26 protein-coding genes and 1 pseudogene are annotated in these 22,565 nt (G+C 73.2%); 14 read left to right on the forward strand and 13 right to left on the reverse strand.

Features of this window, described 5'->3' with window-relative positions; genetic code table 11:
* Positions 1–26: 26 nt before the first annotated feature.
* Entirely contained in the window at positions 27–497 is a 471-nt protein-coding gene (locus ACSU6M_RS05055; RefSeq protein WP_437067420.1) for a winged helix-turn-helix transcriptional regulator, read from the reverse strand.
* A gap of 131 nt (positions 498–628) precedes the next feature.
* On the opposite strand from ACSU6M_RS05055, the gene ACSU6M_RS05060 reads away from it, so the two are divergent.
* A complete protein-coding gene (locus tag ACSU6M_RS05060) occupies positions 629–1,798 on the forward strand; it encodes a thiolase family protein (RefSeq protein WP_437067422.1) in 1,170 nt (389 codons plus the stop codon).
* A gap of 185 nt (positions 1,799–1,983) precedes the next feature.
* On the opposite strand, the gene ACSU6M_RS05065 is transcribed toward ACSU6M_RS05060, so the two are convergent.
* Positions 1,984–2,760, reverse strand: coding sequence for a TVP38/TMEM64 family protein (locus tag ACSU6M_RS05065; protein ID WP_437067424.1), 777 nt, complete (start codon positions 2,758–2,760; stop codon positions 1,984–1,986).
* Between the two features lie 49 nt (positions 2,761–2,809).
* On the opposite strand from ACSU6M_RS05065, the gene ACSU6M_RS05070 reads away from it, so the two are divergent.
* From ACSU6M_RS05070 to lnt, 4 genes are all read left to right on the forward strand, one after another.
* Positions 2,810–3,532, forward strand: coding sequence for a DNA alkylation repair protein (locus ACSU6M_RS05070; RefSeq protein ID WP_437067425.1), 723 nt, complete (start codon positions 2,810–2,812; stop codon positions 3,530–3,532).
* A gap of 129 nt (positions 3,533–3,661) precedes the next feature.
* A complete protein-coding gene (locus tag ACSU6M_RS05075) occupies positions 3,662–3,862 on the forward strand; it encodes a hypothetical protein (protein WP_437067426.1) in 201 nt (66 codons plus the stop codon).
* A 73-nt stretch (positions 3,863–3,935) separates the two neighbouring features.
* A complete protein-coding gene (locus tag ACSU6M_RS05080; RefSeq protein ID WP_437067428.1) occupies positions 3,936–4,415 on the forward strand; it encodes a nuclear transport factor 2 family protein in 480 nt (159 codons plus the stop codon).
* Positions 4,416–4,547: 132 nt separating this feature from the next.
* Positions 4,548–6,119 (forward strand): apolipoprotein N-acyltransferase, encoded by a 1,572-nt coding sequence (gene lnt / locus ACSU6M_RS05085; protein WP_437067429.1) that lies wholly within the window; start codon positions 4,548–4,550, stop codon positions 6,117–6,119.
* Here lnt and ACSU6M_RS05090 read toward each other — a convergent pair.
* The gene (locus ACSU6M_RS05090) at positions 6,037–6,948 is read right to left on the reverse strand and encodes a Gfo/Idh/MocA family protein (protein WP_437067430.1); all 912 of its coding nucleotides are present in this window, start codon (positions 6,946–6,948) and stop codon (positions 6,037–6,039) included. The two genes, lnt and ACSU6M_RS05090, sit on opposite strands and share 83 nt — an antisense overlap.
* Before the next feature lie 155 nt (positions 6,949–7,103).
* Between ACSU6M_RS05090 and ACSU6M_RS05095 the strand changes: the two genes are divergently transcribed.
* The 3 genes from ACSU6M_RS05095 (at position 7,104) to ACSU6M_RS05105 (ending at position 8,868) form a co-directional block, all read left to right on the forward strand.
* Positions 7,104–7,694 carry a TetR/AcrR family transcriptional regulator gene (locus ACSU6M_RS05095; protein WP_437067432.1) on the forward strand — a complete coding sequence of 197 codons (591 nt, stop codon included), beginning with the start codon at positions 7,104–7,106 and terminating at the stop codon, positions 7,692–7,694.
* A gap of 42 nt (positions 7,695–7,736) precedes the next feature.
* Positions 7,737–8,249, forward strand: a complete 513-nt coding sequence (locus ACSU6M_RS05100) for a DinB family protein (RefSeq protein WP_437067434.1) — start codon at positions 7,737–7,739, stop codon at positions 8,247–8,249.
* Positions 8,250–8,361: 112 nt separating this feature from the next.
* Complete coding sequence (locus ACSU6M_RS05105) at positions 8,362–8,868, forward strand: hypothetical protein (RefSeq protein ID WP_437067436.1); 507 nt, start codon at positions 8,362–8,364, stop codon at positions 8,866–8,868.
* Between the two features lie 31 nt (positions 8,869–8,899).
* Here ACSU6M_RS05105 and ACSU6M_RS05110 read toward each other — a convergent pair whose 3' ends face one another.
* The 5 genes from ACSU6M_RS05110 to fabG all read right to left on the reverse strand — a co-directional run bounded on the left by ACSU6M_RS05110 (position 8,900) and on the right by fabG (position 13,799).
* On the reverse strand, positions 8,900–9,427 hold the full coding sequence (locus ACSU6M_RS05110; protein WP_437067438.1) for a hypothetical protein: 528 nt from the start codon (positions 9,425–9,427) through the stop codon (positions 8,900–8,902).
* A 160-nt stretch (positions 9,428–9,587) separates the two neighbouring features.
* Entirely contained in the window at positions 9,588–10,274 is a 687-nt protein-coding gene (gene ung / locus ACSU6M_RS05115) for a uracil-DNA glycosylase (protein WP_437067439.1), read from the reverse strand.
* Positions 10,275–10,435: 161 nt separating this feature from the next.
* Complete coding sequence (locus ACSU6M_RS05120) at positions 10,436–12,019, reverse strand: ABC transporter substrate-binding protein (RefSeq protein ID WP_437067441.1); 1,584 nt, start codon at positions 12,017–12,019, stop codon at positions 10,436–10,438.
* 239 nt (positions 12,020–12,258) lie between these two features.
* On the reverse strand, positions 12,259–13,020 hold the full coding sequence (locus ACSU6M_RS05125; protein ID WP_437067443.1) for an SDR family oxidoreductase: 762 nt from the start codon (positions 13,018–13,020) through the stop codon (positions 12,259–12,261).
* A gap of 17 nt (positions 13,021–13,037) precedes the next feature.
* Positions 13,038–13,799 (reverse strand): 3-oxoacyl-ACP reductase FabG, encoded by a 762-nt coding sequence (gene fabG / locus ACSU6M_RS05130; RefSeq protein WP_437067444.1) that lies wholly within the window; start codon positions 13,797–13,799, stop codon positions 13,038–13,040.
* Between the two features lie 229 nt (positions 13,800–14,028).
* Between fabG and ACSU6M_RS05135 the strand changes: the two genes are divergently transcribed.
* Positions 14,029–14,448 (forward strand): excalibur calcium-binding protein, encoded by a 420-nt coding sequence (locus ACSU6M_RS05135; protein ID WP_437067446.1) that lies wholly within the window; start codon positions 14,029–14,031, stop codon positions 14,446–14,448.
* A gap of 14 nt (positions 14,449–14,462) precedes the next feature.
* Here ACSU6M_RS05135 and ACSU6M_RS05140 read toward each other — a convergent pair whose 3' ends face one another.
* Complete coding sequence (locus ACSU6M_RS05140) at positions 14,463–14,879, reverse strand: DUF3037 domain-containing protein (RefSeq protein WP_437075013.1); 417 nt, start codon at positions 14,877–14,879, stop codon at positions 14,463–14,465.
* A gap of 26 nt (positions 14,880–14,905) precedes the next feature.
* Entirely contained in the window at positions 14,906–15,661 is a 756-nt protein-coding gene (locus tag ACSU6M_RS05145) for a HipA family kinase (RefSeq protein ID WP_437067448.1), read from the reverse strand.
* 156 nt (positions 15,662–15,817) lie between these two features.
* On the opposite strand from ACSU6M_RS05145, the gene ACSU6M_RS05150 reads away from it, so the two are divergent.
* The gene (locus tag ACSU6M_RS05150) at positions 15,818–16,246 is read left to right on the forward strand and encodes a Rieske (2Fe-2S) protein (RefSeq protein ID WP_437067449.1); all 429 of its coding nucleotides are present in this window, start codon (positions 15,818–15,820) and stop codon (positions 16,244–16,246) included.
* Here the strand turns inward: ACSU6M_RS05150 and ACSU6M_RS05155 are convergent.
* Positions 16,233–16,865 carry a cysteine hydrolase gene (locus ACSU6M_RS05155; protein WP_437067451.1) on the reverse strand — a complete coding sequence of 211 codons (633 nt, stop codon included), beginning with the start codon at positions 16,863–16,865 and terminating at the stop codon, positions 16,233–16,235. The two genes, ACSU6M_RS05150 and ACSU6M_RS05155, sit on opposite strands and share 14 nt — an antisense overlap.
* Before the next feature lie 161 nt (positions 16,866–17,026).
* On the opposite strand from ACSU6M_RS05155, the gene ACSU6M_RS05160 reads away from it, so the two are divergent.
* On the forward strand, positions 17,027–17,494 hold the full coding sequence (locus ACSU6M_RS05160; RefSeq protein ID WP_437067452.1) for a pyridoxamine 5'-phosphate oxidase family protein: 468 nt from the start codon (positions 17,027–17,029) through the stop codon (positions 17,492–17,494).
* Here the strand turns inward: ACSU6M_RS05160 and ACSU6M_RS05165 are convergent.
* Positions 17,457–18,458 carry a LysR family transcriptional regulator gene (locus tag ACSU6M_RS05165; protein ID WP_437067454.1) on the reverse strand — a complete coding sequence of 334 codons (1,002 nt, stop codon included), beginning with the start codon at positions 18,456–18,458 and terminating at the stop codon, positions 17,457–17,459. The genes ACSU6M_RS05160 and ACSU6M_RS05165 overlap by 38 nt on opposite strands.
* 75 nt (positions 18,459–18,533) lie before the next feature.
* On the opposite strand from ACSU6M_RS05165, the gene ACSU6M_RS05170 reads away from it, so the two are divergent.
* Positions 18,534–19,520 carry a DMT family transporter gene (locus ACSU6M_RS05170; protein ID WP_437067455.1) on the forward strand — a complete coding sequence of 329 codons (987 nt, stop codon included), beginning with the start codon at positions 18,534–18,536 and terminating at the stop codon, positions 19,518–19,520.
* A gap of 212 nt (positions 19,521–19,732) precedes the next feature.
* On the opposite strand, the gene ACSU6M_RS05175 is transcribed toward ACSU6M_RS05170, so the two are convergent.
* Positions 19,733–21,064, reverse strand: a complete 1,332-nt coding sequence (locus ACSU6M_RS05175) for an aminotransferase class I/II-fold pyridoxal phosphate-dependent enzyme (protein ID WP_437067457.1) — start codon at positions 21,062–21,064, stop codon at positions 19,733–19,735.
* Positions 21,065–21,099: 35 nt separating this feature from the next.
* On the opposite strand from ACSU6M_RS05175, the gene ACSU6M_RS05180 reads away from it, so the two are divergent.
* Both ACSU6M_RS05180 and ACSU6M_RS05185 read left to right on the forward strand, forming a co-directional pair.
* On the forward strand, positions 21,100–21,783 hold the full coding sequence (locus ACSU6M_RS05180) for a pyridoxamine 5'-phosphate oxidase family protein (RefSeq protein WP_437067459.1): 684 nt from the start codon (positions 21,100–21,102) through the stop codon (positions 21,781–21,783).
* Positions 21,783–22,414 (forward strand): annotated as a pseudogene (locus tag ACSU6M_RS05185) (FMN-binding negative transcriptional regulator). Before ACSU6M_RS05180 ends, ACSU6M_RS05185 begins: the two are co-directional and overlap by 1 nt.
* Positions 22,415–22,565: the final 151 nt, after the last annotated feature.

The raw sequence follows: 22,565 nt of genomic DNA on the forward strand, positions 1-22,565 counted from the left end.
GAAGCGGTTCAGGCAGCCGAAGCGGTTCAGGCGGCCGTGGGCCCCGACACCGTCCAGCCGGGACTCTGCGGATGGGCCGTCAGATCCTCGTGCCGCACCTCGCCGCCGCAGGCCCGGCAGGTGACGACCGGCACCAGCTCATGGCCGCAGCTGTGCTCGACCACCATCGGGCGGTCGCCGTCCTGACGCAGATGACGGTCACCCCACTCCTTGAGGATCATCAGCAGCGGCTCCAGCTCCAGCCCGGCCGGCGTCGGCCGGTACTCGAACCGCTGCGGGCGCTCGCTGTAGGCCCGCTTGGTCAGGATCCCGGCGTCCACGAGCCGCCGCAGACGCGTGGCCAGGACATCGCGCGGGGCGCCGATGTTGCGCACCAGCTGGTCGAAGCGCCCGTTGCCCAGGCACACCTCGCGCAGCACGAGCAGGGAGTACTTCTCGCCGACCAGCGCCAGGGTGTCGGCGATCGAACAGGGGCGGGGGTCCTTGGGGGCGGCCATGCGCCCAGTCTAGGTGAGGGTTTGATTTCCCAACCCACAGGGTTTGATTTTCCAACTCATGACGCTATGGTGAGTTTGGATTTCCTACTCACTGGTAATCGCCCCGGCCCGTCCGCCCAGGAGGCCCGCACATGCGTGACGCAGTCATCGTCGAAGCCGTACGCACCCCCATCGGCAAGGGCAAGCCAGGCGGCGCCCTCGCCCACGTCCACCCCGTCGAACTCCTCGCCCACACCCTGCGCGCCCTCGTCGAGCGCTCCGGCGTCGACCCGGCGCTGATCGACGACGTCATCGGCGGCACCGTCGACCAGGTCGGCGAACAGGCCATGAACACCACCCGTTACGCCGTCCTGTCGGCGGGCTTCCCCGAGACGGTCCCGGCGACCACCGTGGACCGCCAGTGCGGCTCCTCCCAGCAGGCCGTGCACTTCGCCGCCCAGGGCGTCATCTCAGGGGCGTACGACCTGGTCGTCGCGTGCGGCGTGGAGTCGATGAGCCGCGTGCCGATGTGGTCCAACGTGCCGCCCGGCGCCGACCCCTTCGGCCCCGGCGTCGCCGAGCGCTACCCCGAGGGCCTGGTCCCGCAGGGCATCAGCGCCGAGCTGATCGCGGCCAAGTGGTCCCTCGGCCGGGAGCGGATGGACGCCTTCGCCGTCTCCTCCCACCACAAGGCGGCCGCCGCCTGGGAGAACGGCCTCTTCGACGCCGAGGTCGCGCCCCTGGAGGGCGTCTCGCGCGACGAGTGCGTACGCCCCGGCAGCACCCCGGAGATCCTCGCCGGGCTCAGGCCCGCCTACCACGACCCCGGCTTCGCCGAGCGCTTCCCGCAGATCGAGTGGAACGTCACCGCCGGCAACGCCAGCCCGATCAACGACGGCGCCTCCGCCGTCCTGATCACCTCCGGCGAGACCGCCGCCCGCCTCGGGCTGCGCCCCCTCGCCCGCCTGCACAGCTTCGCCGTCACCGGCTCCGACCCGCTGCTGATGCTCACCGGGGTGATCCCCGCGACCGAGAAGGTACTGCGCCGGGCGGGACTCTCCCTCGACGACATCGACCTCTTCGAGGTCAACGAGGCGTTCGCCAGTGTCGTCCTGGCCTGGCAGCAGGAGACCGGCGCCGATCCGGCCAAGGTCAACGTCCACGGCGGCGCGATCGCCCTCGGCCATCCCCTCGGCGCCAGCGGCACCCGCCTGACCACCACCCTGGTCCACGCCCTGCACGAGCGCGGCGCCCGCTACGGCTTGCAGACGATGTGCGAGGCGGGTGGCTTGGCCAACGCCATGATCCTCGAGGCCGTCTGAGCAGCGTCCCGCGGGAGCACGGGCAGCGTCCCGAGGGAGCACGGGCAGCCTCCCGAGGAAGCACGGGCAGCCTCCCGAGGAAGCGCGGGAACCACACCGCGCCGAGCGGCGCCGGAAGCCGCGCGACCAGCCGCAACGGCGCCGCAGCCGCCGACCGACCGCCCTCGCCACCTCCCGCGGAGCGCTCAGCGCCCCCGCAGCTGATGCCGCTTGCGCCAGGCCACCACCGCGCCCGCCAGCGCCGGTACGGCGATGCAGGCCATGGCGATCAGGAAGGCCGGCGAGGTCGGCGTGGAGGCGCGGGCGCCGGCGACGACGTAGGCGGCGGTGTTCGGGACGCATCCGAGGGCCGTCGCCGACAGGAAGGGCAGCCAGCCCATCCGGGAGATCGCGGCACAGTAGTTCGCCGCCGAGAACGGCACTCCGGGGAACAGCCGCACCGCCAGCATCGAGCGGAACCCGTGCCGGCTGAGCTGCCCGTCCGCGGCCGTCAGCAGCCGCCCCCGCAGCAGCGGACGCAGCGCGTCCTGCCCCAGCACCCGCCCCAGGCCGAAGGCGATGCCGGCCCCGAGCACCGTGCCCGCCACGGCCGCGCCCAGCCCCACCTGGCTGCCGAACAACGCCCCCGCGGCGAGGTTCAGCAGCGGCCGCGGCACGAACGCCACCGTGCACAGCCCGTACGCCAGCGCGAACACCAGCGCCGCCGCGGCCCCGCCCAGGTGCGGCGGCCAGCCGTCCGCCAGCAGCCGCTGCGGCTCGAACAGCAGCACCGCCGACGCGGCCCCGGCCAGCAGCGCGACGAGCAGCGCGAAGCGCGCCCACGGCGACAGCAGCACGCGAGTGACGCGACCCGCCGGACCAACCGGGAGCGGGGCGGGCACGCCCGCGAGCTCCGCGGCTGCGGCAGGAGGAGAAGAAGCGGTGGCGGTGCCCCCGGAGCGGGTGGTGGCATCGAGCGGCATCCGGTGACACTAACCGACAAACATGTCTGATCGCCGTATGGTTCGTCTCATGAGCGTCACAGGGACCGGCCCCCTCCCGGTGCCCGGCAGCGCGCTGGCCGACACCCTGCTGGACCGGCTGACCGATGTCTTCCCCGCCGCCGCGGACCCGGTGCGAGCGGCGACGATGCGCGCGTACATGAAGGACGTCGCCCCCTTCCTGGGTCTGCCCGCGGCCGAGCGCCGCGCCCTCGCCCGGACCGTCCTGCGGGGCACACCCCGCCCCAACGAGACGGATCTCACGGCGCTCGCCCTGCGCTGCTGGCGGCTGCCGGAGCGCGAGTACCACTACTTCGCCGTCGACTTCCTCAGCCGCCATGCCGGCCGCTGCTCCCCCGGCTTCCTGCCGGTGGTCCGGCACCTGGTCGCCACCGTCTCCTGGTGGGACACCGTCGACGCGCTCGCCGCGCACGTCGTCGGACCGCTGGTCGCCGCCCATCCGGCGCTCACCGCCGACATGGACGCCTGGATCGCCGACGACGACCTCTGGATCGCCCGCACGGCCCTGCTCCACCAGCTCCGCTACGGACAACGCACCGACGCCGACCGGCTCTTCGCCTACTGCCTGCTGCGCTGCGGCCACCCCGACTTCTTCATCCGCAAGGCCATCGGATGGGCCCTGCGCGAGTACGCCAAGACCGACCCGGAGGCGGTGCGCGCCTTCCTCGCCCGCGAGGGCGGCCGGTTCGCGCCACTGAGCGTGCGCGAGGCCCTGAAGAACATCGGCAGGTGAACCGCCGGTCCCGCCGACGCGGAGGCTTCCCGTCCGGGCACTGCCACGGAAATATGTCGTGGCCGATCCCTGCCGTTCGCGTAGCCACCCGGTAGCGCTCTGTCAGTGCTTGCCCCTAGGCTTGCCCGCATGTCCCCCGATTTCGAGGCCCTTGGTTCCGTGCGCCCTGTCGCCGGTCCGGTGCGTTCCGCCGCCGAGGTCAACGAGCGGATCCGTGCGCTGTGGCGGCGCGCGGGCGGTTCCCTCACCGCCCAACAGCGCGCGGAGTACGAGCTGTTGGTGGTCGAGTGGGCCGAGGCGATGCGCGACGGCGTGGTGGAGGCGGCCTGAAGCACCCTCAACCCGGCGAACCAGGCCCCGCACACCTCTTGGCTCCACTCGCCCCGCGCCGGACACTGAGCCGATGACGCAGCGCGTGGAGCTCGCGACCGTGATGGACCGGCTGGCCGTGGACGGGCTGATCACCGACTACGCGGTGGCCGTCGACGACGGCGACTGGACGGCGTACGAGGCGCTCTTCGCGCCGGACGGGCGGGCCGACTACCGGTCGGCCGGCGGGATCGAGGGCCGGGCGCGGGACGTCGCCGTATGGCTGGCGGACAGCCTGCGGCGGTTCCCGATGCGCCAGCATCTGATCGTCAACCGCCGTGTGCGGTTCGGCATCCTGGAACGCGACACCGGCGACACGGCCCGCGTCCAGGCCGACTACATCAACCCCATGGGCCGGCTCGACGACGGCTCGACCGCGCCCGACCTGGTCTGCGGCGGCCGCTACGCGTTCTCCCTGGTACGGACGGACGACGGCTGGCGGCTGCGCGAGGTGATCGTCCGCGAGAAATGGCGGCGTCTGCCGGACCGCTCCGGGACTCCTGTGATCAACTGAGCCGATCAGTCCGCCCGGCGATCACGCACCCCGCCGACGGCTACGGCACCGCTGGATCCAGGCGTCGGGCCCGCTGTACGGAGATCGCCGGCGGGGCGACACTGGAACCCCGAACGGGGTAGGGAGGCGTCTATGAGGACGTTCGGCCACTGGCTCACCTCCCCGTGGCGCCGCTCGGCGCTGGCCGCGCTCGCGGGGGCCCTGCCCATGCTCGCCTTCCCGGCCCCGTCGCTGTGGTGGCTCGCACCCGTCGCGCTGGTCCCGTGGATCCTGCTGGCCCGCACCGCGCCGACCGGGCGCAGAGCGGCGTACGACGGCTGGTGCGGCGGGTTCGGCTTCATGCTGTCCGTGCACCACTGGCTGCTGCCCAACCTGCATGTGTTCACGTTCGTCATCGCGGCCCTGCTCGGCGCGCTGTGGGCGCCCTGGGGCTGGCTGGTGCGGCGCTGCCTGGGCGGCGAGCCCGGGGCGCGCCGGGTCACCGCCGCCCTGTTCGCGCTGCCGTCGGCGTGGCTGGTCGTGGAGCTGGTGCGCTCCTGGCAGGGGCTGGGCGGGCCGTGGGGCATGCTCGGCGCCAGCCAGTGGCAGGTGACGCCCGCGCTGCGGCTGGCGTCGGTCGGCGGGGTGTGGCTGCTGAGCCTGCTGCTGGTGGCGGTGAACGTCGCCGTCGCCGTGCTGGTCGCCCGGCGTGCCGCGCGGCTGCCCGCGCTCGCCGCGCTGCTGGCCGGGGCCGCGGTGACGTCGGCGGCCTGGGCGGGGGCGCCCCGGCCGGACGTCGACCACCGCGTCCGCATCGCCGTGGTGCAGCCCGGAGTCGTCCCCGGCGGCGGACCGGACCGCCGCTTCGCCCGCGAGGAGCAGCTCACCCGCGCGCTCGCCGGACAGGACCTCGACCTGATCGTCTGGGGCGAGAGCAGCGTCGGCTACGACCTGGGCGCCCGGCCCGACCTGGCCCGACGCATCGCCGCGCTGTCCCGCGCGACCGGCACGGACATCCTGGTCAACGTGGACGCCCGGCGCTCCGACCGCCCCGGCATCTACAAGAGCTCCGTGCTGATCGACGCGGACGGCCTCACCGGCGACCGCTACGACAAGATGCGCCTGGTCCCCTTCGGCGAGTACGTCCCCTTCCGTTCCGTCCTCGGCTGGGCCACCTCCGTCGGCGAGGCCGCGGGCGAGGACCGCAGGCGCGGCACCCGGCAGGTCGTCATGGACGTGGACGGGCTGCGGATCGGGCCCATGGTGTGCTTCGAGTCGGCGTTCCCGGACATCAGCCGCAAGCTGGCCGACGGCGGCGCCGACGTCCTGATCGCCCAGTCGGCGACCTCGACGTTCCAGCAGAGCTGGGCGCCGGAGCAGCACGCCTCGCTGGCCGCGCTGCGCGCCGCGGAGACCGGCCGCCCGATGGTGCACGCCACCCTGACGGGCGTCTCCGCCGTGTACGGCCCGGACGGCGCCCGCGTCGGCGACTGGCTGGGTACCGAGGCGAGCGCCACGCGCGTGTACGAGGTGCCGCTGGCGTCCGGCACCACGCCGTACGTCCGCTTCGGCGACTGGCCGGTGTACGCGGCGCTGCTGGTGCTCGCGTTGCTGGCCGTGACGGAGGTCGTCCGCACCCGGCTCAGGCCGCGCCGGAACGCTCCTGAACCGCACGTACCACCCGTTCGCACAACTCGTGCGTGGCCAGCGCGTCCCGCGCGCTGAGCACCTTGCCCGCCCGCACGGCGTCCAGGAAGGCGAGCACCGCCTGCTCGATGCCGCGCTGGCGGGCCACCGGCACCCAGTCGCCGCGCCGCCGGACGCTCGGCTGCCCCTTGTGGTCGATCACCTCGGCGAGGTTCAGCACCTGCCGCTTGGTGTCCTGCCCGGAGACCTCCAGGATCTCCTCGTTGGACCCGCTGAGCCGGTTCATCACCCCGAGCGCGGTGAAGCCGTCCCCGGCGAGCTGGAGCACCACGTGGTGCAGCAGCCCGTCCACCACGCGCCCGCGCACGGTGACGTCGTCGACCCGGCCGGGCACCAGGAAGCGCAGGGTGTCCACGACGTGGATGAAGTCGTCGAGGATCATCGAGCGCGGTTCCTCGGGCAGGCCGACGCGGTTCTTCTGCATGAGGATCAGCTCGCGCGGATGCTCGGCGCACTGCGCGTAGGCGGGCGCGCAGCGCCGGTTGAAGCCGACGGCGAGGGAGACCCCGCGCTCCTCGGCGAGCCGCACCAGCCGTTCGGAGTCGGCGAGTTCGTAGGCGAGCGGCTTGTCGACGTACGTCGGTACGCCCGCCTCCAGGAGCCGGGTGACGATCTCGGGGTGCGCCGAGGTCGGCGCGTGCACGAACGCGGCGTCCAGGCCCTGGGCGAGCAGCGCGTCGAGGTTCCGGTGCCGCTGCCCGGCGGGCAGGTGCAGGCTGTCGCCGACCCGGTCGAGGGTGGCGGGGGTGCGCGTCTGCAGGTGCAGCTCGATCCCCGGCTGCGTCCCGAGGACCGGCAGATACGCCTTCTGCGCGATGTCACCGAGTCCGATGCAGCCGACCTTCACGGGTACTCCTTCGCTCCACGGGTGTCCCGGCAGCATACGGCGCCCGCGGTGGCCACCGGTCGGCGATGGCGCCTGAGTGACCGCGGGGGCACCGTGGTTCGCCCACCGGCCACTGCGGACAGGGTGCCGGTGTCGTGCCCGGTAGGTTGACCCCCATGTCCGTACGCATCACCGGCACTTCCCGCGCCGAACTCGTCGCCGACGCCGCCCTCGCCCTGCTCGCCGAGCGCGGGATGCGCGGACTGACCCACCGGGCGGTCGACGAGTCGGCCGGACTCCCCCAGGGCTCCACCTCCAACCTGGCCCGCACGCGCCAGGCGCTCCTCGAACTGACCGTGCGCCGGCTGGCCGAGCGGGATGCCCGCGTGCTGGGCCTGCACGAGATGCCGGACCCGGCCCGCGGCCGCGACTCCGTGCTGGACGCCCTCGCCCAGGCGATGCACCGCGCCCTCACCCTCAACCGCGAACTGACCCTCGCCCGCTACGAACTGGCCCTGGAGGCCACCCGCCGCCCCGAGCTGCGGGCCTACTTCGACGCCGCCGGCACCGTCTTCCGCGAGCAGCTGAGGACCCTGGTCGTCGCGATGGGCTCGACCGCGCCCGAGCGCCATGTGCTGTCGCTGGTGGCCTGGGCGGACGGGCTGATGTTCTCCTGCGTCGCGGGGTCCTTCAACGCCGAGGTGCCGAGCCTGGACGAGGTGCGGGCCGGGCTGCGCGAGCTCGTCGCCGGCATGCTGACGGCCTGAAAACCGCTGGTGGCCCCGCGCCGGACCGGCGATCATGCGGGCATGACGATCGAGCGCGTGACGCCGGGCCTGACCGACGACGAACGCACCATGCTGGAGGGCTGGCTCGACTACCACCGCGCCACCCTCGCCCACAAGTGCGAGGGCCTGACCGACGAGCAGCTGCGCACGGCGTCGGTCCCGCCCTCCGAGCTGACCCTGATGGGGCTGGTGCGGCACATGGCCGAGGTCGAGCGGATCTGGTTCCGCAAGGTGCTCACCGACGACTCGCCGGGGCCCATCTGGTTCAGCGACGCGGACCCCGACGGCGAGTTCCACCTCACCGAGGCGGACACCTGGACGCAGGCGCACACCGTCTGGCAGGACGAGATCGCGGTCGCCCGGCGCAACGCCGCCGCCTTCGGCCTCGACGACCTCTCCCGCGGCCGCACCCGGCACAGCGACCAGCCGTACAGCCTGCGCTGGATCTACACCCACATGATCGAGGAGTACGCCCGTCACAACGGCCACGCGGACCTGATCCGCGAGCGCATCGACGGCGCCACGGGCTACTGACGTCACCCGGCGGGCCCCCGCGCCCTCCGTACGGGGACGGAGATCACCCGTGCGGGGCATCCTGCGCCTGTCCGCTGTCGCGGAAGGGGGCGGACCCACCAGAGTTGCGCGGGTGCATCGAACGACGACCACCGCAACACTCCTGGTCACCGTGGCCGTCTCGGCCCTCAGCGGCTGTATGACGGTCCAGCGCCCACCGGCCTCCGGCCCGCCCGCGCCCTCGCAGCCGCCGGTACCCCGCCCGGACGGCCACGCCGAGCCGCAGATCGTGCAGGCGCCGGCCCGTGAGGCCCTGGAGCTGGCCGGCGTCCGCCGTACCTCCGCGCCCCCGCCCTCGCCGTCCGCACCGCACACCCCCGCGGCGGAGCCGCCGGCCGCCCGGCAGGCCCCCGCGCAGCCCCCGGCCGAGCACCGCCCCCGCCGCCCCGACCACCCCCGACCGCACCCGCGCCCCGCGAGGCCGGAGCACCCCCGCCCCCGCGTCCCTCCGGTCGACCTCCCCGACGTCGCCGAGTCGGTCCGCGAGAACACCGACGTCTGCGGCCTCGGCAAGAAGTACGGCGGCTGGCGCGCGGACAGCCCGGAGGCACGGACGTGCGAGCAGGTGTACGGCCGGTGAGCAGCCGCAGCCCGCAGCCGCGGGCCCGCCCCTACGGCCGCTGTCTCGGCGGCCCCCACCCCTCGCCCGCCGGCCCGCCCGGCCCCTCCTCGCGAAGGCGCAGCTCCAGGCGGCCGATCGCGGCGCGGACGCCGTCGCCGTAGGTGTCGTCGGCCAGCGCCTCGGACGCCTCGCTGGCCCGCTGGAGATGGGTGCGGGCGGCGTCGGGGCGGCCGAGTTTGACGTAGTCCGCGGCGAGGTTCAGATGCAGGGAGGGGTACAGGGCCCGTACGGCGGGCGCGCCCTCGTGGGCGGCGAGACGGTCGTCCGTCAGCTCCTCCGCGGCCGTGAGGGCCCTGAGGTCCCAGGCCAGTTCGGCGTCGGGATCGTCCTGGGTGTCCGCCATGTAGTGGGCGAGGGTGCACCGGTGCAGCGCGTCACCGTGTTCCCCGATCTCGGCCCACAGCGTCAGAAAGCGCCGCCGGGCCTCCTCGCGGTCGCCCGCGTGATGCAGCATCACGACCTGCCCGATGCGTGTCATCACGGCGTCCGGCGCCGCCTGCTCCTGTCGCTCCGCCACGGGCCCTCCACACTTCCCCGGCACCCATCCGTACTGCCGACGCTCCGAACGCTAACCGCAGCGGGCCCCGATCCCCGCCAGGCGGGCCGGGCGCCGTCCGCCCCGGTTGCCCCGACCGCGGCGGGCCGGCCCCGAGGAGGGCCGGCCCGGTGCGGCACGGTCAGGAGCCGAGGTTCGGGATGCGCCAGTCGATCGGGGTGTGCCCCTGCGCGGCCACCGCCTCGTTGATCTGCGTGAACGGACGCGAGCCGAAGAACTTCTTCGCGGACAGCGGCGAGGGGTGGGCGCCCTTCACCACGACATGCCGGGTCTCGTCGATCAGCGGGAGCTTCTTCTGGGCGTAGTTGCCCCACAGCACGAACACCGCGGGGTCGGGCCGGCCGGCCACCGCGCGGATGACCGCGTCGGTGAACTTCTCCCAGCCCTTGCCCTTGTGCGAGTTGGCCTCACCGGCGCGGACGGTGAGCACCGCGTTGAGCAGCAGCACACCCTGGCGGGCCCACGGCATCAGATAGCCGTTGTCCGGGATGGGCAGGCCCAGCTCCTCCTGCATCTCCTTGTAGATGTTCCGCAGGGAGGGCGGGGTCTTCACACCGGGGCGCACCGAGAAGCACAGTCCGTGGCCCTGGCCCTCGCCGTGGTAGGGGTCCTGGCCCAGGACGAGGACCTTCACCTGGTCGAAGGGCGTCGCCTCCAGCGCGGCGAACACCTCCTCGCGCGGCGGGTAGACGGGACCCTTCGCCCGCTCCTCCTCGACGAACTCCGTCAGCTCCTTGAAGTAGGGCTGCTGCAGCTCGTCGCCCAGAACCCCGCGCCAGGACTCGGGCAGCATGGCGATGTCGGTCACGTCAACTTCCTTACGGTGTGCGGTGGATTCCAAGACGTCCAGCACTCAGAACCTACAACCGCCCACTGACAACGCACCCCCGGGGACCGGCTCCGCACCGGCCCCCGGGCCCGCCTGCCGGCCGGCCTTCAGGCCCCACACCCAGCAGGTCTTGGCTCCGCCTACCAGCTGGTCTTGCGGTACAGCTCCCACATCATCATGATCGTCGACGGGTCCAGCGCCTGCGCCCCGCCGGAGATCTCCTCGCTCGCGGCGACGTACTGCTTGCCCTGCCACAGCGGCAGCAGCTGCGCGTCGTCGACGAGGATCCGCTGGGCCTCCTCGAAGTCCCGCACGACCTGCCCGCGGTCGCTCTCCCGGCGCGAACGCGGCAGCAGGATGCCGGTGATCTCGGGCGCCGGGTAGGGCGTGCCCAGGGCGTTGTCCTTGCCGACGAAGGGGGCGACGAAGTTGTCCGGGTCCGGGAAGTCGGGGAACCAGCCGCGGCCGAACACCGGGTACTCGCCGTTCTTGTAGCCCTCGACGTAGTCCTTCCAGGGACGGCTCTTGAGCGTGATCTCGAACAGTCCGGAGGACTCCAGCTGCCGCTTGAGCTCCTTGAACATCACGGCCGTCTCGGAGCCGTAGCGATCGGTGGTGTACCAGAACTCCAGCGGCACCTTCTCGGTGATGCCGGCGTCGGTGAGGATCTCGCGGGCCTTGTCGGCGTCGGGGTCGCCGTAGGTGTCGAAGAAGCCGGTCGTGTGGCCGGTGAGGCCGGTGGGGACCATGGAGTACAGCGGGTCCACGGTGTCCTTGTAGATCTTGTGGGCGATCGCCGGCCGGTCGACGAGCTGGGCGACGGCCTTGCGCACCGCCTCCTTGCCCGCCCACCGGTCCTTCGGGTTGAACACCAGGTAGCTGATGTCGGTGCCGGAGCCCTCGACGAGCTGGAGGTCCTCGTCGGCGTCCTTGCCCTGGAGGGTGACGATGTCGTCGGCGGCGAGGCCGCGGTAGGTGACGTCGATGCTCTTGTCGCGCAGGGCCTTGACCATGCTGGCCGAGTCCTGGAAGTAGCGGATCGTCACGGCGTCGTTGCGGCGCTCGGCGGTGCCCTTGTAGTGCTCGTTGCGGACGAGTTCGGCCTTGTCGTTCTCGGAGTACGCCTCCAGCTTGTAGGGGCCGGAGCCGTCGATGCGGCCGTCGTCCTCGCGGAGCTCGTCCGCGGGGTAGGTGTCGGGGTCGACGATCGACAGGGCGGGGGTGGCCAGCACGAACGGGAAGGTGGCGTCGGCCGTCTTCAGATGGAACACGACCTCGCGCTCCCCGCGGGTCTCCACCCGGTCCAGGCTGCCGAGCAGTCCGGCGGGGCCGGTGGGCGCCTTGATCTTCAGGATGCGGTCGACGGAGTGCTTGACGGCCTCGGCGTCCAGCTTGCCGCCGTCGGAGAACCGCAGCCCCTCGCGCAGCTCGCAGCGGTAGGTGCGGTTGGAGGTGTCCGTGAAGGCACACTCCTCGGCGGCGTCCGGCTCGGGCACGGTGGCGCCGTCGGGATAGCTCAGCAGGGTCTGGTAGACGTTGCGGAACAGCTCCCAGGAGCCGTCCCAGGAAGCGGCCGGATCCAACGTGCTGGGGGCACTGGTGGTCCCCACCACGATCGGCCCCTGGTCGTCGTCGCCGCCGTCCGAGAACAGGCTGCAGCCGGTGGCCAGGGATATGGACGCGATTGCCGCGATACTCCGCAGGCAACGGTTCCGGTTGAACACGCGCACGCTCCTCGATCTGCCATACCAAGGGTCGGCAGACCCTATCGCAGCGTCCGTAGCGGTTGGAGGGCTCGTTCGGGAGCAACTCGATCACTTTCCCGATGACTACGTTGTCATAACCCCGTGAGCTGCCCCTACGACGACAAAGGCGCCGTTTCCGTCAACCGGGATCCGTCACACACGACGGTCCGGCGGGAAACGGCGCCCCTGTCACTCGCCCCTCGGCGGCGGTCAGCGGCTCACGCGACACCGGCGTTGAGGAAGATTCCGCCGTCGACCACGAGCGTCTGGCCGGTGACCCAGTCGGACTGCTCGGAGGTGAGGAACGCGGCCGCGCCGCCGATGTCCGAGGGCACGCCGAGCCGCTTGAGCGGGTAGGCCGCGGCGGCCTCCTCCTCGCGGCCCTCGTAGAGGGCCTGGGCGAACTTGGTCTTGACCACGGCCGGGGCGATGGCGTTGACCCGTACCTTCGGCGCGAACTCGTGGGCGAGCTGCACGGTCAGGTTGATCATCGCGGCCTTGCTGACGCCGTACGCGCCGATGAACGGCGAGGGCGCGAGGCCCGCGACGGAGGCGATGTTGACGATCGCGCCGCCGTTGTCCTTCTGCCAGGCGTGCCAGGTGCGCTGGGCGAAGCCGAGCGCCGAGATCACATTGGTCTCGAAGACCTTGCGCGCCACGTTCAGGTCGAGGTCCGCGATCGGGCTGTACACCGGGTTCGTCCCGGCGTTGTTGACCAGGAAGTCGACGCGGCCGAAAGCCTCCATGGTGCGCTCGACGGCGACGGCCTGGTGGGCCTCGTCATGGGCCTTGCCGGCGACACCGATGACGCGGTCGGCGCCGAGCTTCTCGACGGCCTCCTTCAGCGCCTCCTCGTTGCGGCCGGTGATGCAGACGCGGTCGCCGCGGGCGACCAGCGCCTCGGCGACGCCGTAGCCGATGCCCCGGCTGGCGCCCGTGACCAGGGCGACCTTGCCGGAGAGTGCGGGGAGTTCAGTCATGTCCGTGTACCTGATCCCTAGTCGAGCGGTCCGCCGGCGACGTACAGCACCTGGCCGGAGACGAAGCCGGCCGCCTCGCCGGTGAAGAAGGCCACGGCGTTGGCGATGTCCTCGGGCTCGCCGACGCGCTGCACGGGGATCATCGAGGCGGCGGCGTTCTTGAAGTCCTCGAAGCCCATGCCGACGCGCTCGGCGGTGGCGGCGGTCATGTCGGTGGCGATGAAGCCGGGGGCGACGGCGTTGGCGGTGATGCCGAACTTGCCGAGCTCCTTGGCGAGGGTCTTGGTGAAGCCCTGCAGACCGGCCTTGGCCGCGGAGTAGTTGGCCTGGCCGCGGTTGCCGAGCGCGGAGGACGAGGACAGGTTGACGATCCGGCCGAAACCGGCGTCGACCATGTGCTTCTGCACGGCGCGGCTCATCAGGAACGAGCCCTTGAGGTGCACGTTCATGACGGTGTCCCAGTCGGAGACGCTCATCTTGAACAGCAGGTTGTCGCGCAGGACGCCGGCGTTGTTGACCAGGATCGTGGGCGCGCCCAGCTCCTCGACGATCCGCGCGATCGCCGCCTCGACCTGCGCCTCGTCGGAGACGTCGGCGCCGACGGCGATGGCCTTGCCGCCCGCCGCGGTGATCTTCTCCACGGTGTCCTTGCAGGCGGCCTCGTCGAGGTCGATCACGGCGACCGCGCGACCCTCGGCCGCGAGCCGTACGGCGGTGGCGGCGCCGATGCCGCGCGCGGCGCCGGTGACTACTGCGACCCGCTGCTCAGTGGTGGACATTGCTGGATCTCCTCGCCCTTGAGAGTACGTGACATGCGGTGGTGAGCGACCGCTTAGTACCTTCAGCAGACGAGACGCTAGAAGCCCTGGCACCCGGTGTCAACGCCATCGGCCCCCATGTGATCCATTCCCCGCCGGCCACCCGATCGGCCCCCTGCCCCGCGCCGCCCCACCGCACCCCTCCTAGCGTCGGAAACGGCCCGTTCGGGCCTGGATCGGAGGTTGTCCCATGCGTATCAGGAACGGCGCCGTCGGCGCCCTGTTCACGCTGACCGCACTCGCCGTGCCGGCCGGTTCCGCGCACGCCCAGGACCTGGACTGCGCGGACTTCGCCTTCCAGGAGGACGCCCAGGCGCAGTTCGACAGAGACCGCGGCGACCCCCATCGGCTGGACGAGGACCAGGGCGCCGACGACGGCATAGCCTGCGAGGCGCTGCCCCGCCGCGGCGGCGCCACCGCACCCACGGGCCCGTCCACCGCCTTGCCGAGCCGGGGCGTCCAGGGCGGCCTCGGCGGTACGTCGTCCGCGGGCGTGGACGGCGGGGACCTCGCCCTCGGTTCGGCCCTGGTCACGGGCGCCGTGGCGAGCGGCTTCCTGCTGCTGCGCCGCCGCGGCCGGACGGGCGCCCGCCCGGCGGACACCCGCTAGGCGGCCCTGGGTCGTCACCTCACCAGCAGGTCCAGCAGGCGCTCCGTCTCGCCGGCCGGGTCCATGGTGAGGCCGGTGTGGACCGGGCCCGGCTGGACGACCGTGGAGCGGGGGGCGACCAGCCAGCGGAAGCGGCGGCCCGCGTCGTCGCCCGCGGCCTGGCCCGCCGCGGGCCCGCCCCCGCACACGTCCTCCACGGCGCGCAGCGCCGCACGGACACCGGACACGTCCGCCGAGGGGTCGAGGGCGAGCAGCCGGGCCTCGTCGAGGTGGGTGCGAGCCCCGACGTAGCCCTTGGCACGGCAGTACACGAGGACGCCCGCGTTGATGCACTCGCCGCGTTCGACGCGGGGGACGACGCGCAGCAGGGCGTACTCGTAGACGTGCCGGTCGCCGCCCTGCCCGGCGCGGGTGATGTGCCGTTCGGTCAGATGGCCGGCGACGTTGATGCGGTCGCTCACTTGATCCCCTCGATGCGTTCGTGGACGACGGGCGCCCGCGCGAGCAGCGGCTCGGCGTAGGCGCGGCGCAGCGCGTCGGTGGTGTCGAAGCCGGGCTCGTCCGCCAGCCACGCCTCGGGGATCTCGGCGGTGACCTCGGCGAGCAGTTCCTCGGTGACCCGGGGCGCCAGCTCGGCGGCGGCCGCGGCCACGTCCGGTGCGAAGGGGGCCAGCGCGTGGTCGGTGGCGTCGTAGGGGCGGGCGGCGGAGGCCCGCGCGCCGGGCCAGTTGTGGTGCCAGATCATGGTGGCGCCGTGGTCGATGAGCCACAGCTCGCCCCGGCGCATCAGCAGGTTGGGGTTGCGCCAGGAGCGGTCGACGTTGCCCACCAGCGCGTCGAACCAGACGATCCGGCCGGCCTGTCGGGCGTCGACCGTGAAGGCGAGCGGGTCGAAGCCGAGGGCGCCGGAGAGGAACTCCATGCCGAGGTTGGTGCCGCCGCTGGACCTCAGCAGGTCCTGGACCTGCTGTTCGGGCTCGCCGAGGCCGAGGACCGGGTCCAGTTCGACCGTGACCAGGCGGGGCATCCGCAGTCCGAGTCGGCGGGCGAGTTCACCGGCGACGACCTCCGCGACGAGGGTCTTGCGGCCCTGGCTCGCGCCGGTGAACTTCAGCACGTAGGTGCCGTGGTCGTCGGCCTCCACCAGGCCCGGCAGCGATCCTCCCTCACGCAGCGGCGTGATGAACCGGGTCGCGGTGACTTCCTTGAGCATCGCCCCAGGTTACTGGGGCCTTCGTCACCGCCGGGACGCGGCCCGGCGCCGTGCGCACTACGTTCGGGTGACGCCACGCGTGGCGCTGAACGGCGGCACCGCGCGGACCGTAACCCTTGACGGAGCCAGGTGACGTCAGCTGAAGGGAACGGCAGCATGACCAGCGAATCGGTTGAGCCCACCACGGGTCCGGCCCGGCGTACCGTCATCGCGGCGGCCGGCGCGGCGGGTCTCACCGTCGCCCTGACCGCGTGCGGGTCGGACGACGGCGACGGCGGGGGGTCCGAGACCAGCGCGGGCACCGTGCTGGGCAGGACGTCGGAGGTCCCCGAGGGCGGGGGCAAGGTGTTCGGTGACGCGAAGGTGGTGGTCACCCAGCCGACGGCGGGCGAGTTCAAGGCGTTCTCGGCGATCTGCACCCACCAGCGCTGCACGGTGAAGGACATCGCGAACGACACGATCACCTGCCCCTGTCACGGCAGCCAGTTCTCGGCGACGGACGGCAGCGTGAAGAAGGGCCCGGCGACCCGGGCGCTGCCGACCGCGAAGATCACGGTGGAGGGGGACACCATCACCCTCGCCTGAGCCGGCCGAGCAGTTCGTCGGTGGTGACGAGGTCGGCCACGAGGGCGAGGGTGTGGCGGATCACCGCGGCGGTGTAGTCGGCGGGCACCCCGGCGATCGCGTCGGTGGGCACGACGACGGTGTAGCCGAGGTTCACCGCGTCGAACACCGCGTTGGGGACGGCCACGTTGGCCGAGACCCCGGTGACGATCAGGGTACGGCGGCCGAGGTTGCGCAGCAATGCGTCGACCTCGGTGCCGTGCAGCGGCGACAGTCCGTGCAGCCTCCGTACGACGAGATCCTCCTGTGCGACCTCGATGGGCGGGGCGATCTCGACCGCCGGAGTGCCGGTCGTCTGCCGTACGGGCAGCCGCTCGGCGGCCCGGAACAGCCGCGCGTGGCGGCCGGCCCCGCGTCCGTCGGGGCGGCGTTCGGCGACGGCGTGGACGATCTGGACACCGCTCGCGCGGGCGGCGGCCACCAGCCGGGCGATCCGGTCGAGCGCCCCGGACTCCCGTGCCGCGCGGGCGAGTTCGGGCAGGGCGGCGTCCGGGCCGACGACGCCCCGCTGGCACTCGACGGTGAGCAGGGCGGTGGCCGCGGGGTCCAGGGTCCCGCGCGGGTCCGGGTACGGCGGCATGGCTCCCCCTTGTCGCGACGGCACGGCTCTCCTGTCGGCGGCGGCACGGCTGTCCTTGTCGGCCGCGGTCCGGCGGGCGAGGGTAGCGGCCGTTGCGTACGTACGGAAGACGGACCATGCTCTTTCTGACGTTCCGTCAATTCACCTGTGGAGGACCGCTGATGCCCGTCACCCAGCGCCGGGGCCGGAAGATCATGATGACGGCCGAGGAGGTGGACGCCTTCCTCGCCGCCGAGCGCACCTGCCGGGTGGCGACCGTCTCCGCCGACGGCACCCCGCACGTCAGTCCGCTGTGGTTCGCCTGGGACGGCACGGCGCTGTGGCTGTACTCCCTCACCCGCAGCAAGCGGTGGGCCGACCTGCGCCGCGACGGGCGGGTGGCGGTCGTGGTGGACGCCGGGCACGCCTACGGCGAACTGCGCGGAGTGGAGCTGACCGGCACCGTCGAGGTGGTGGGCGAGGTGCCGCGCACAGGTGAGCCGCACCCCGGACTCGCCCCCATGGAGCGGCAGTTCGCCCGCAAGTACTTCGACCTCGACGAACTGCCGCACGACGGACGGCACGCCTGGCTGCGGCTGGCACCGGAGTCGGTCAGGTCGTGGGACTTCCGGAAGACGGCGGCTCGGTAGCCGCCCCCGCGCCGGGAACCGCCGCCGAGGCCGAACCCGGCGCCCCCGACGGCCCGTCGACCGAGCCCACCCGCTCCCCCGCCGCCCGCAGCGCCCGTACCGCCGCCCGGATCGACGGCCTGCGGTCGGCGTCGGCCCGCCACACCACGTACACATGGCGCCGCACCCGCTGCCGCAGCGGCACGGTGACGACGCCGCCCGGCATGGGGTGGCGGCCGAGCAGCGGCGCGATGCACACCCCGAGTCCCGCGGCGACCAGCCCCAGCTGGGTGTGCGTCTCGCCCGCGCGGTGGCCGACGATCGGCTCGATGCCGCGCGAACGCAGCGTGTACAGCAGCCACTCGTGGCAGAACTCGCCCTCGCCCCAGGTGATCCACTCGTCCTCGGCGAACTCCTCCAGGTCCACCTCCTCCCGGTCCGCGAGCCGGTGCCCGGCGGGCATCGCCACATCGGCCGGGTCGTCGAGGATGGCCGCCTTGACCAGGCCGTCCGGCAGCGGCATCGGCTTGTTGTACCAGTCGAGCACGACGGCGAGATCGAGATCGCCGCGCACCACGGCCCGGATGCCGTCCTCGGGCTCCAGCTCGCACGAGCGCAGCCGCAGCGCCGGATGCTCCACGCGCAGCGCGGCCAGCGCGGTCGGGAACAGCCCGCGCGCGGCGGTGGGGAAGGCCGACAGCCTCAACTCCCCCACCACCTTCCCCCGCTGCGCCTCCAGGTCGGACTGGGCGAGCTGCACCTGCGACAGGATGCGCGCCGCGTGCTCGGCCAGCAGCCGCCCCGCGTCGGTGAGCCGCACCCCGCGCCCGTGCTTGGCGAGCAGTTGCTGTCCGACCTCCCGCTCCAGCTTGGCCATCTGCTGCGAGACGGCCGACGTCGTGATGTGCAGCCCCTGCGCGGCGCCGCTGACCGAGCCGTGGCGGGCGAGGGCGTCGAGGGTGCGCAGGCGGTCCAGGTTCAACATGTAAGCGATGCTACGAGATAATGTCCGCGAAATCTCTCTTGTGCTACGAGATCATCGGCCGTCATCGTGGACGCCATGACCACCGCCGCAACCGCCGCCGCCTCCCCGCCCTCGCCCTCTCCCCGCCCTCGTCTGGGCTGGCGTCTGCGCTTCGCCGCCCTGTCGTTGATCTGGGGCTTCAGCTTCCTGCTGATCAAGGTGGGCACCGACGGCTACGCCCCGTTCCAGGTCACGCTCGGGCGCCTGGTGTTCGGTACGGCGGTGCTGGCCGCGGCGATGGCGGTGAAGCGGCAGCGGCTGCCGCGCGGCGCCCGCACCTGGGCGCATCTGGCGGTCGCCGCGTTCCTGCTGAACGCGCTGCCGTTCTCGCTGTTCGCCTACGCCGAGCTGACCATCCCCTCCACCCTGGCCGGCATCTGCAACGCCACCTCACCGCTGTGGGGCATGGCGCTGTCCCTGGTCGCCCTCTCCGAGGACCGCCCGACCCGGGTGCGGGTCGCCGGGCTCGGCATCGGCTTCCTGGGCGTGCTGACCGTGCTCGGCGCCTGGCAGGGCTTCGCCGGCCTGGACGCCCGGGGCACCGCGATGGCCCTGCTCGCCTCGCTGAGCTACCCGATCGGCTGGATCTACGTCCGCCGCACCCTGGCCGGGTCCACGTACTCCCACCTCTCCCTGACGGGCGCGCAGTTGCTGCTGGCCACCCTGCAACTCGCCGTCGTCACGCCGTTGTTCACCTCACCGCCGACCCGCTTGGCCGTCGGCCCGCTCCTCGCGATCGCCGCGCTCGGCGCGCTGGGCACCGGGTTCGCCGTGCTGGTCCAGTACGGTCTGGTTGCCGAGATCGGCCCGACGACGGCCCAGATGGTCACGTACTTCATCCCTGTCATCGCCACGGCCGCCGGGGTCGTCCTCCTCGGCGAGTCCCTGACCTGGTCGACCCCGGTCGGCGCCCTGATCGTCCTGGCGGGCGCGGCGCTGACACAGGCGCACCCGAGGCGGCGGCCGCCGCGGGCGCGCGCGGGGTCGGAGCCGACGGAGTCCCGGCAGCCGGTGACCCGCTAGAGCCGGCGGAGCGCCGGTGACCGGGGCCCGCTGGAGCCGACGCAGTGCCGATGACCAGGGCCCGCTGGAGCCGACGCAGCGCCGATGACCAGGGCCCGCCGCAGCCGACGCGGCTCCACGACAACCCGCTGGAGCGCCCCCATGCTCCCGGCGGACCCCGCACCTGGCCCCCGCACCCCGCGCCCCCTGCACCCCCGGCACCCCGCCGAGCCCTACACCCCCCGCCGCCCCGGCACCGGCCCCACCGCGGAGGCGATCGCGTCCGCCAGCGGGCCGATGTCGGCCTCGGTCAGCGTCGAGACGGTCACCCGGACCCCCGGCGGCGACTTCAGCCGGAACCGGGCACCGGGGGCGACCGCCCAGCCCGCGTGCAGCAGCCGGGCGACGGCGCCGGTCTCGTCCGGCACCGGGATCCACACGTTCATGCCGCTGCGCCCGCGCCCGGTCGTCCCGCGCTCGGCGAGCGCACCGATCAAGGCGTCCCGGCGCCGCCCGTACGCCGCAGCGACCGCCCGCGGGTCCACCGCCCCGTCGGACCACAGCCGGACCACCGCGCGCTGGGTGACACGGCTGACCCACCCCGGCCCGAGCCGCTGCCGGCCGCGCACCCGGTCAAGGGTGACCTCGTCGCCGGTGAGCACGGCGAGCCGCAGATCGGGGCCGTACGCCTTGGCGACGGAACGCACCACCGCCCAGTGCCGGGTGGTTCCGGCCAGCGGATGCAACGGGAGGTCGACGATCCGGTGGCCGTGGTCGTCCTCGATCAGCACGGTGTCCGGGTGGGCCCGCAGCACCGCGCGCAGGGCACGCGCGCGCGTGGCGCCGACCGCGGCGCCGGTGGGGTTCTGCGCCCGGCAGGTGACGATCAGGGCCCGCGCCCCGGCCTCCAGCGCCGCCCGCACCTCGTCGGGCAGGGGGCCGTCGTCGTCGACGCCGACGGGCTGCACGCGCAGTCCGAGCGCCGGGACGAGGTCCAGGACGCTGCCCCAGCCGGGGTCCTCCACGGCGACGGTGTCCCCGGGTTTCAGATGCGCGGCCAGGACGCGTTCGATGGCGTCCAGCGAGCCGTTGGTGACGGCCAGCGGGCCCTTCGGCACCCCGTCGGCGGCCAGATCCTCGCGCGCCAGGCGGGCGAGCTCGGGCTCGACCTCCTCGTCGCCGTACAGGACCGGCTGCCGGTCGCCCTGGGCCGCGGCCTCGGCGAACGCCGGGGCCAGCGGGGGCAGGAGCGCGAGGTCGGGATTGCCGCCGGCCACGTCGCGCACCCCCTCGGGCACCTCGACACGGATGGACTCGCGTCCGCTCGTGGCGGGCCGGGAGCGCACCCGGCTGCCCCGGCGGCCGTGGGTCTCGATGACCCCGCGGTCGCGCAGGACCCGGTAGGCGGCCGCGACCGTATTGGGATTCACCCCGAGCCGTTCGGCCAACTCGCGCATCGGCGGCAGGAGTTGCCCCGGTTCCAGCTCCCCGGTGGCCACCGCCCGCTCGACACTGGCGGAAATCTCCGCCGCACCACGGCCCTTGATCGGATATTCTCCTAGCACAAAGAAGATTATGCACTAGTGCAATGGAGAACGCCATGCAGGGGACCCAGCAGCCGACGTCACCCGCCGCCTATACGCCGACCGACCGCACCGTCCCCACCCGCTCCGCCGATCGGGCCGCCTACGACAAGGAGCTGGTGCACGCGATACTCGACGAGGGCTACGTCTGCCACCTCGGCTTCGTCCGCGACGGCGCCCCGGTGGTCCTGCCCACGCTGTACGGCCGGGTCGGCGAGCGGCTCTACGTCCACGGCTCGACGGGTTCGCGCCCGCTGCGGATGACCGGCAAGGCCGATCCGGGACTGGCGGTGTGCCTGACGGTGACCCACGTCGACGGGCTGGTGCTGGCCCGCTCCGCCTTCCACCACTCGATCAACTACCGCTCGGTCGTCATCCACGGCCTCGCCCACGACGTCACCGACCCCGAGGAGAAGCGCGCCGCGCTCGACGCCCTCGTCGACCACGTCCTCCCCGGCCGCGCCGCCGACTCCCGCCCGGCGAACAAGAAGGAGCTGGCCGCCACCGCGGTCATCGCCCTGGACCTGAACGAGGTCTCCGCCAAGCTCCGCACCGGCGGCGTGAACGACGAGCCCGAGGACTACGCCCTCCCCCACTGGGCCGGAGTGGTCCCGCTGCGCAAGGGCTACGAGGCCCCGCTCCCCGACGACCGGCTCGCCGAGGGCACCGCGCTGCCGGACTACCTCTCCGCGGTGCTCTGATGCTGATCCACCCCTGGGACGCGCCGCAGAACGACACCGAGTGGCAGCGCTGGCTCGCCGCGCACGACTTCGGACAGCTCGTCGTCAACGGCCTGCCCGGCGAGCCGCCGCACGCCCAGCCCCTGCACTTCGCCTACGACCCCGAGCGCGGCGACGCCGTGACCCACCTGGCCCGCCCCAACCCGCTGTGGGCGGCCCTGGAGGCGGACCCGGACGTCGTACTGAGCGTCGTCGACGACTACGTCTTCGTCCCCGGTCCCTGGCAGGCCGCCCCGGACACCCCGCCCGAACACGGCACGCCGACCAGCCTCTACGCGGCCGTCCAACTGCGCTGCCGGCGCACGTCGTGGACGATCCCGCCGAGAAGGCCGAGCTGCTGAACCGGCAGATGGGCCACTTCCAGCCGGAGGGCGGCTCGGCGAGCGTGGCAGTGGCCGAGGCGCCGTACGGCCGCATGCTTCCCGGCATCCGCGGACTGCGGCTGGAGGTCACCGGGGTCCGGGCGAAGTTCAAGTACGCCGGCAGCAAGGTGCCGGAGGTTCAGGACCGTATCGCCGACCGCCTCGCCGAGCGCGCGGGCCCCGGCGACGCGGCCGCGCGTGAGCACCTGCTGCGCAGGCGCTCCGCATGACACCGAAGGGGCGGGCCCACACGGGGGTGGGGCCCGCCCCGACGGTCACCTGACGGAAACGCCCAGACGTCCAGGGGACGGGCGTGCGACCGACGGCCCCACCGCCGGCCCGGCCCCGCCGACCGCCAGCCCGGCAACCCGCCAGCCCGGC

Source organism: Streptomyces sp. enrichment culture (genome assembly GCF_964272895.1).
Taxonomy (GTDB): domain Bacteria; phylum Actinomycetota; class Actinomycetes; order Streptomycetales; family Streptomycetaceae; genus Streptomyces.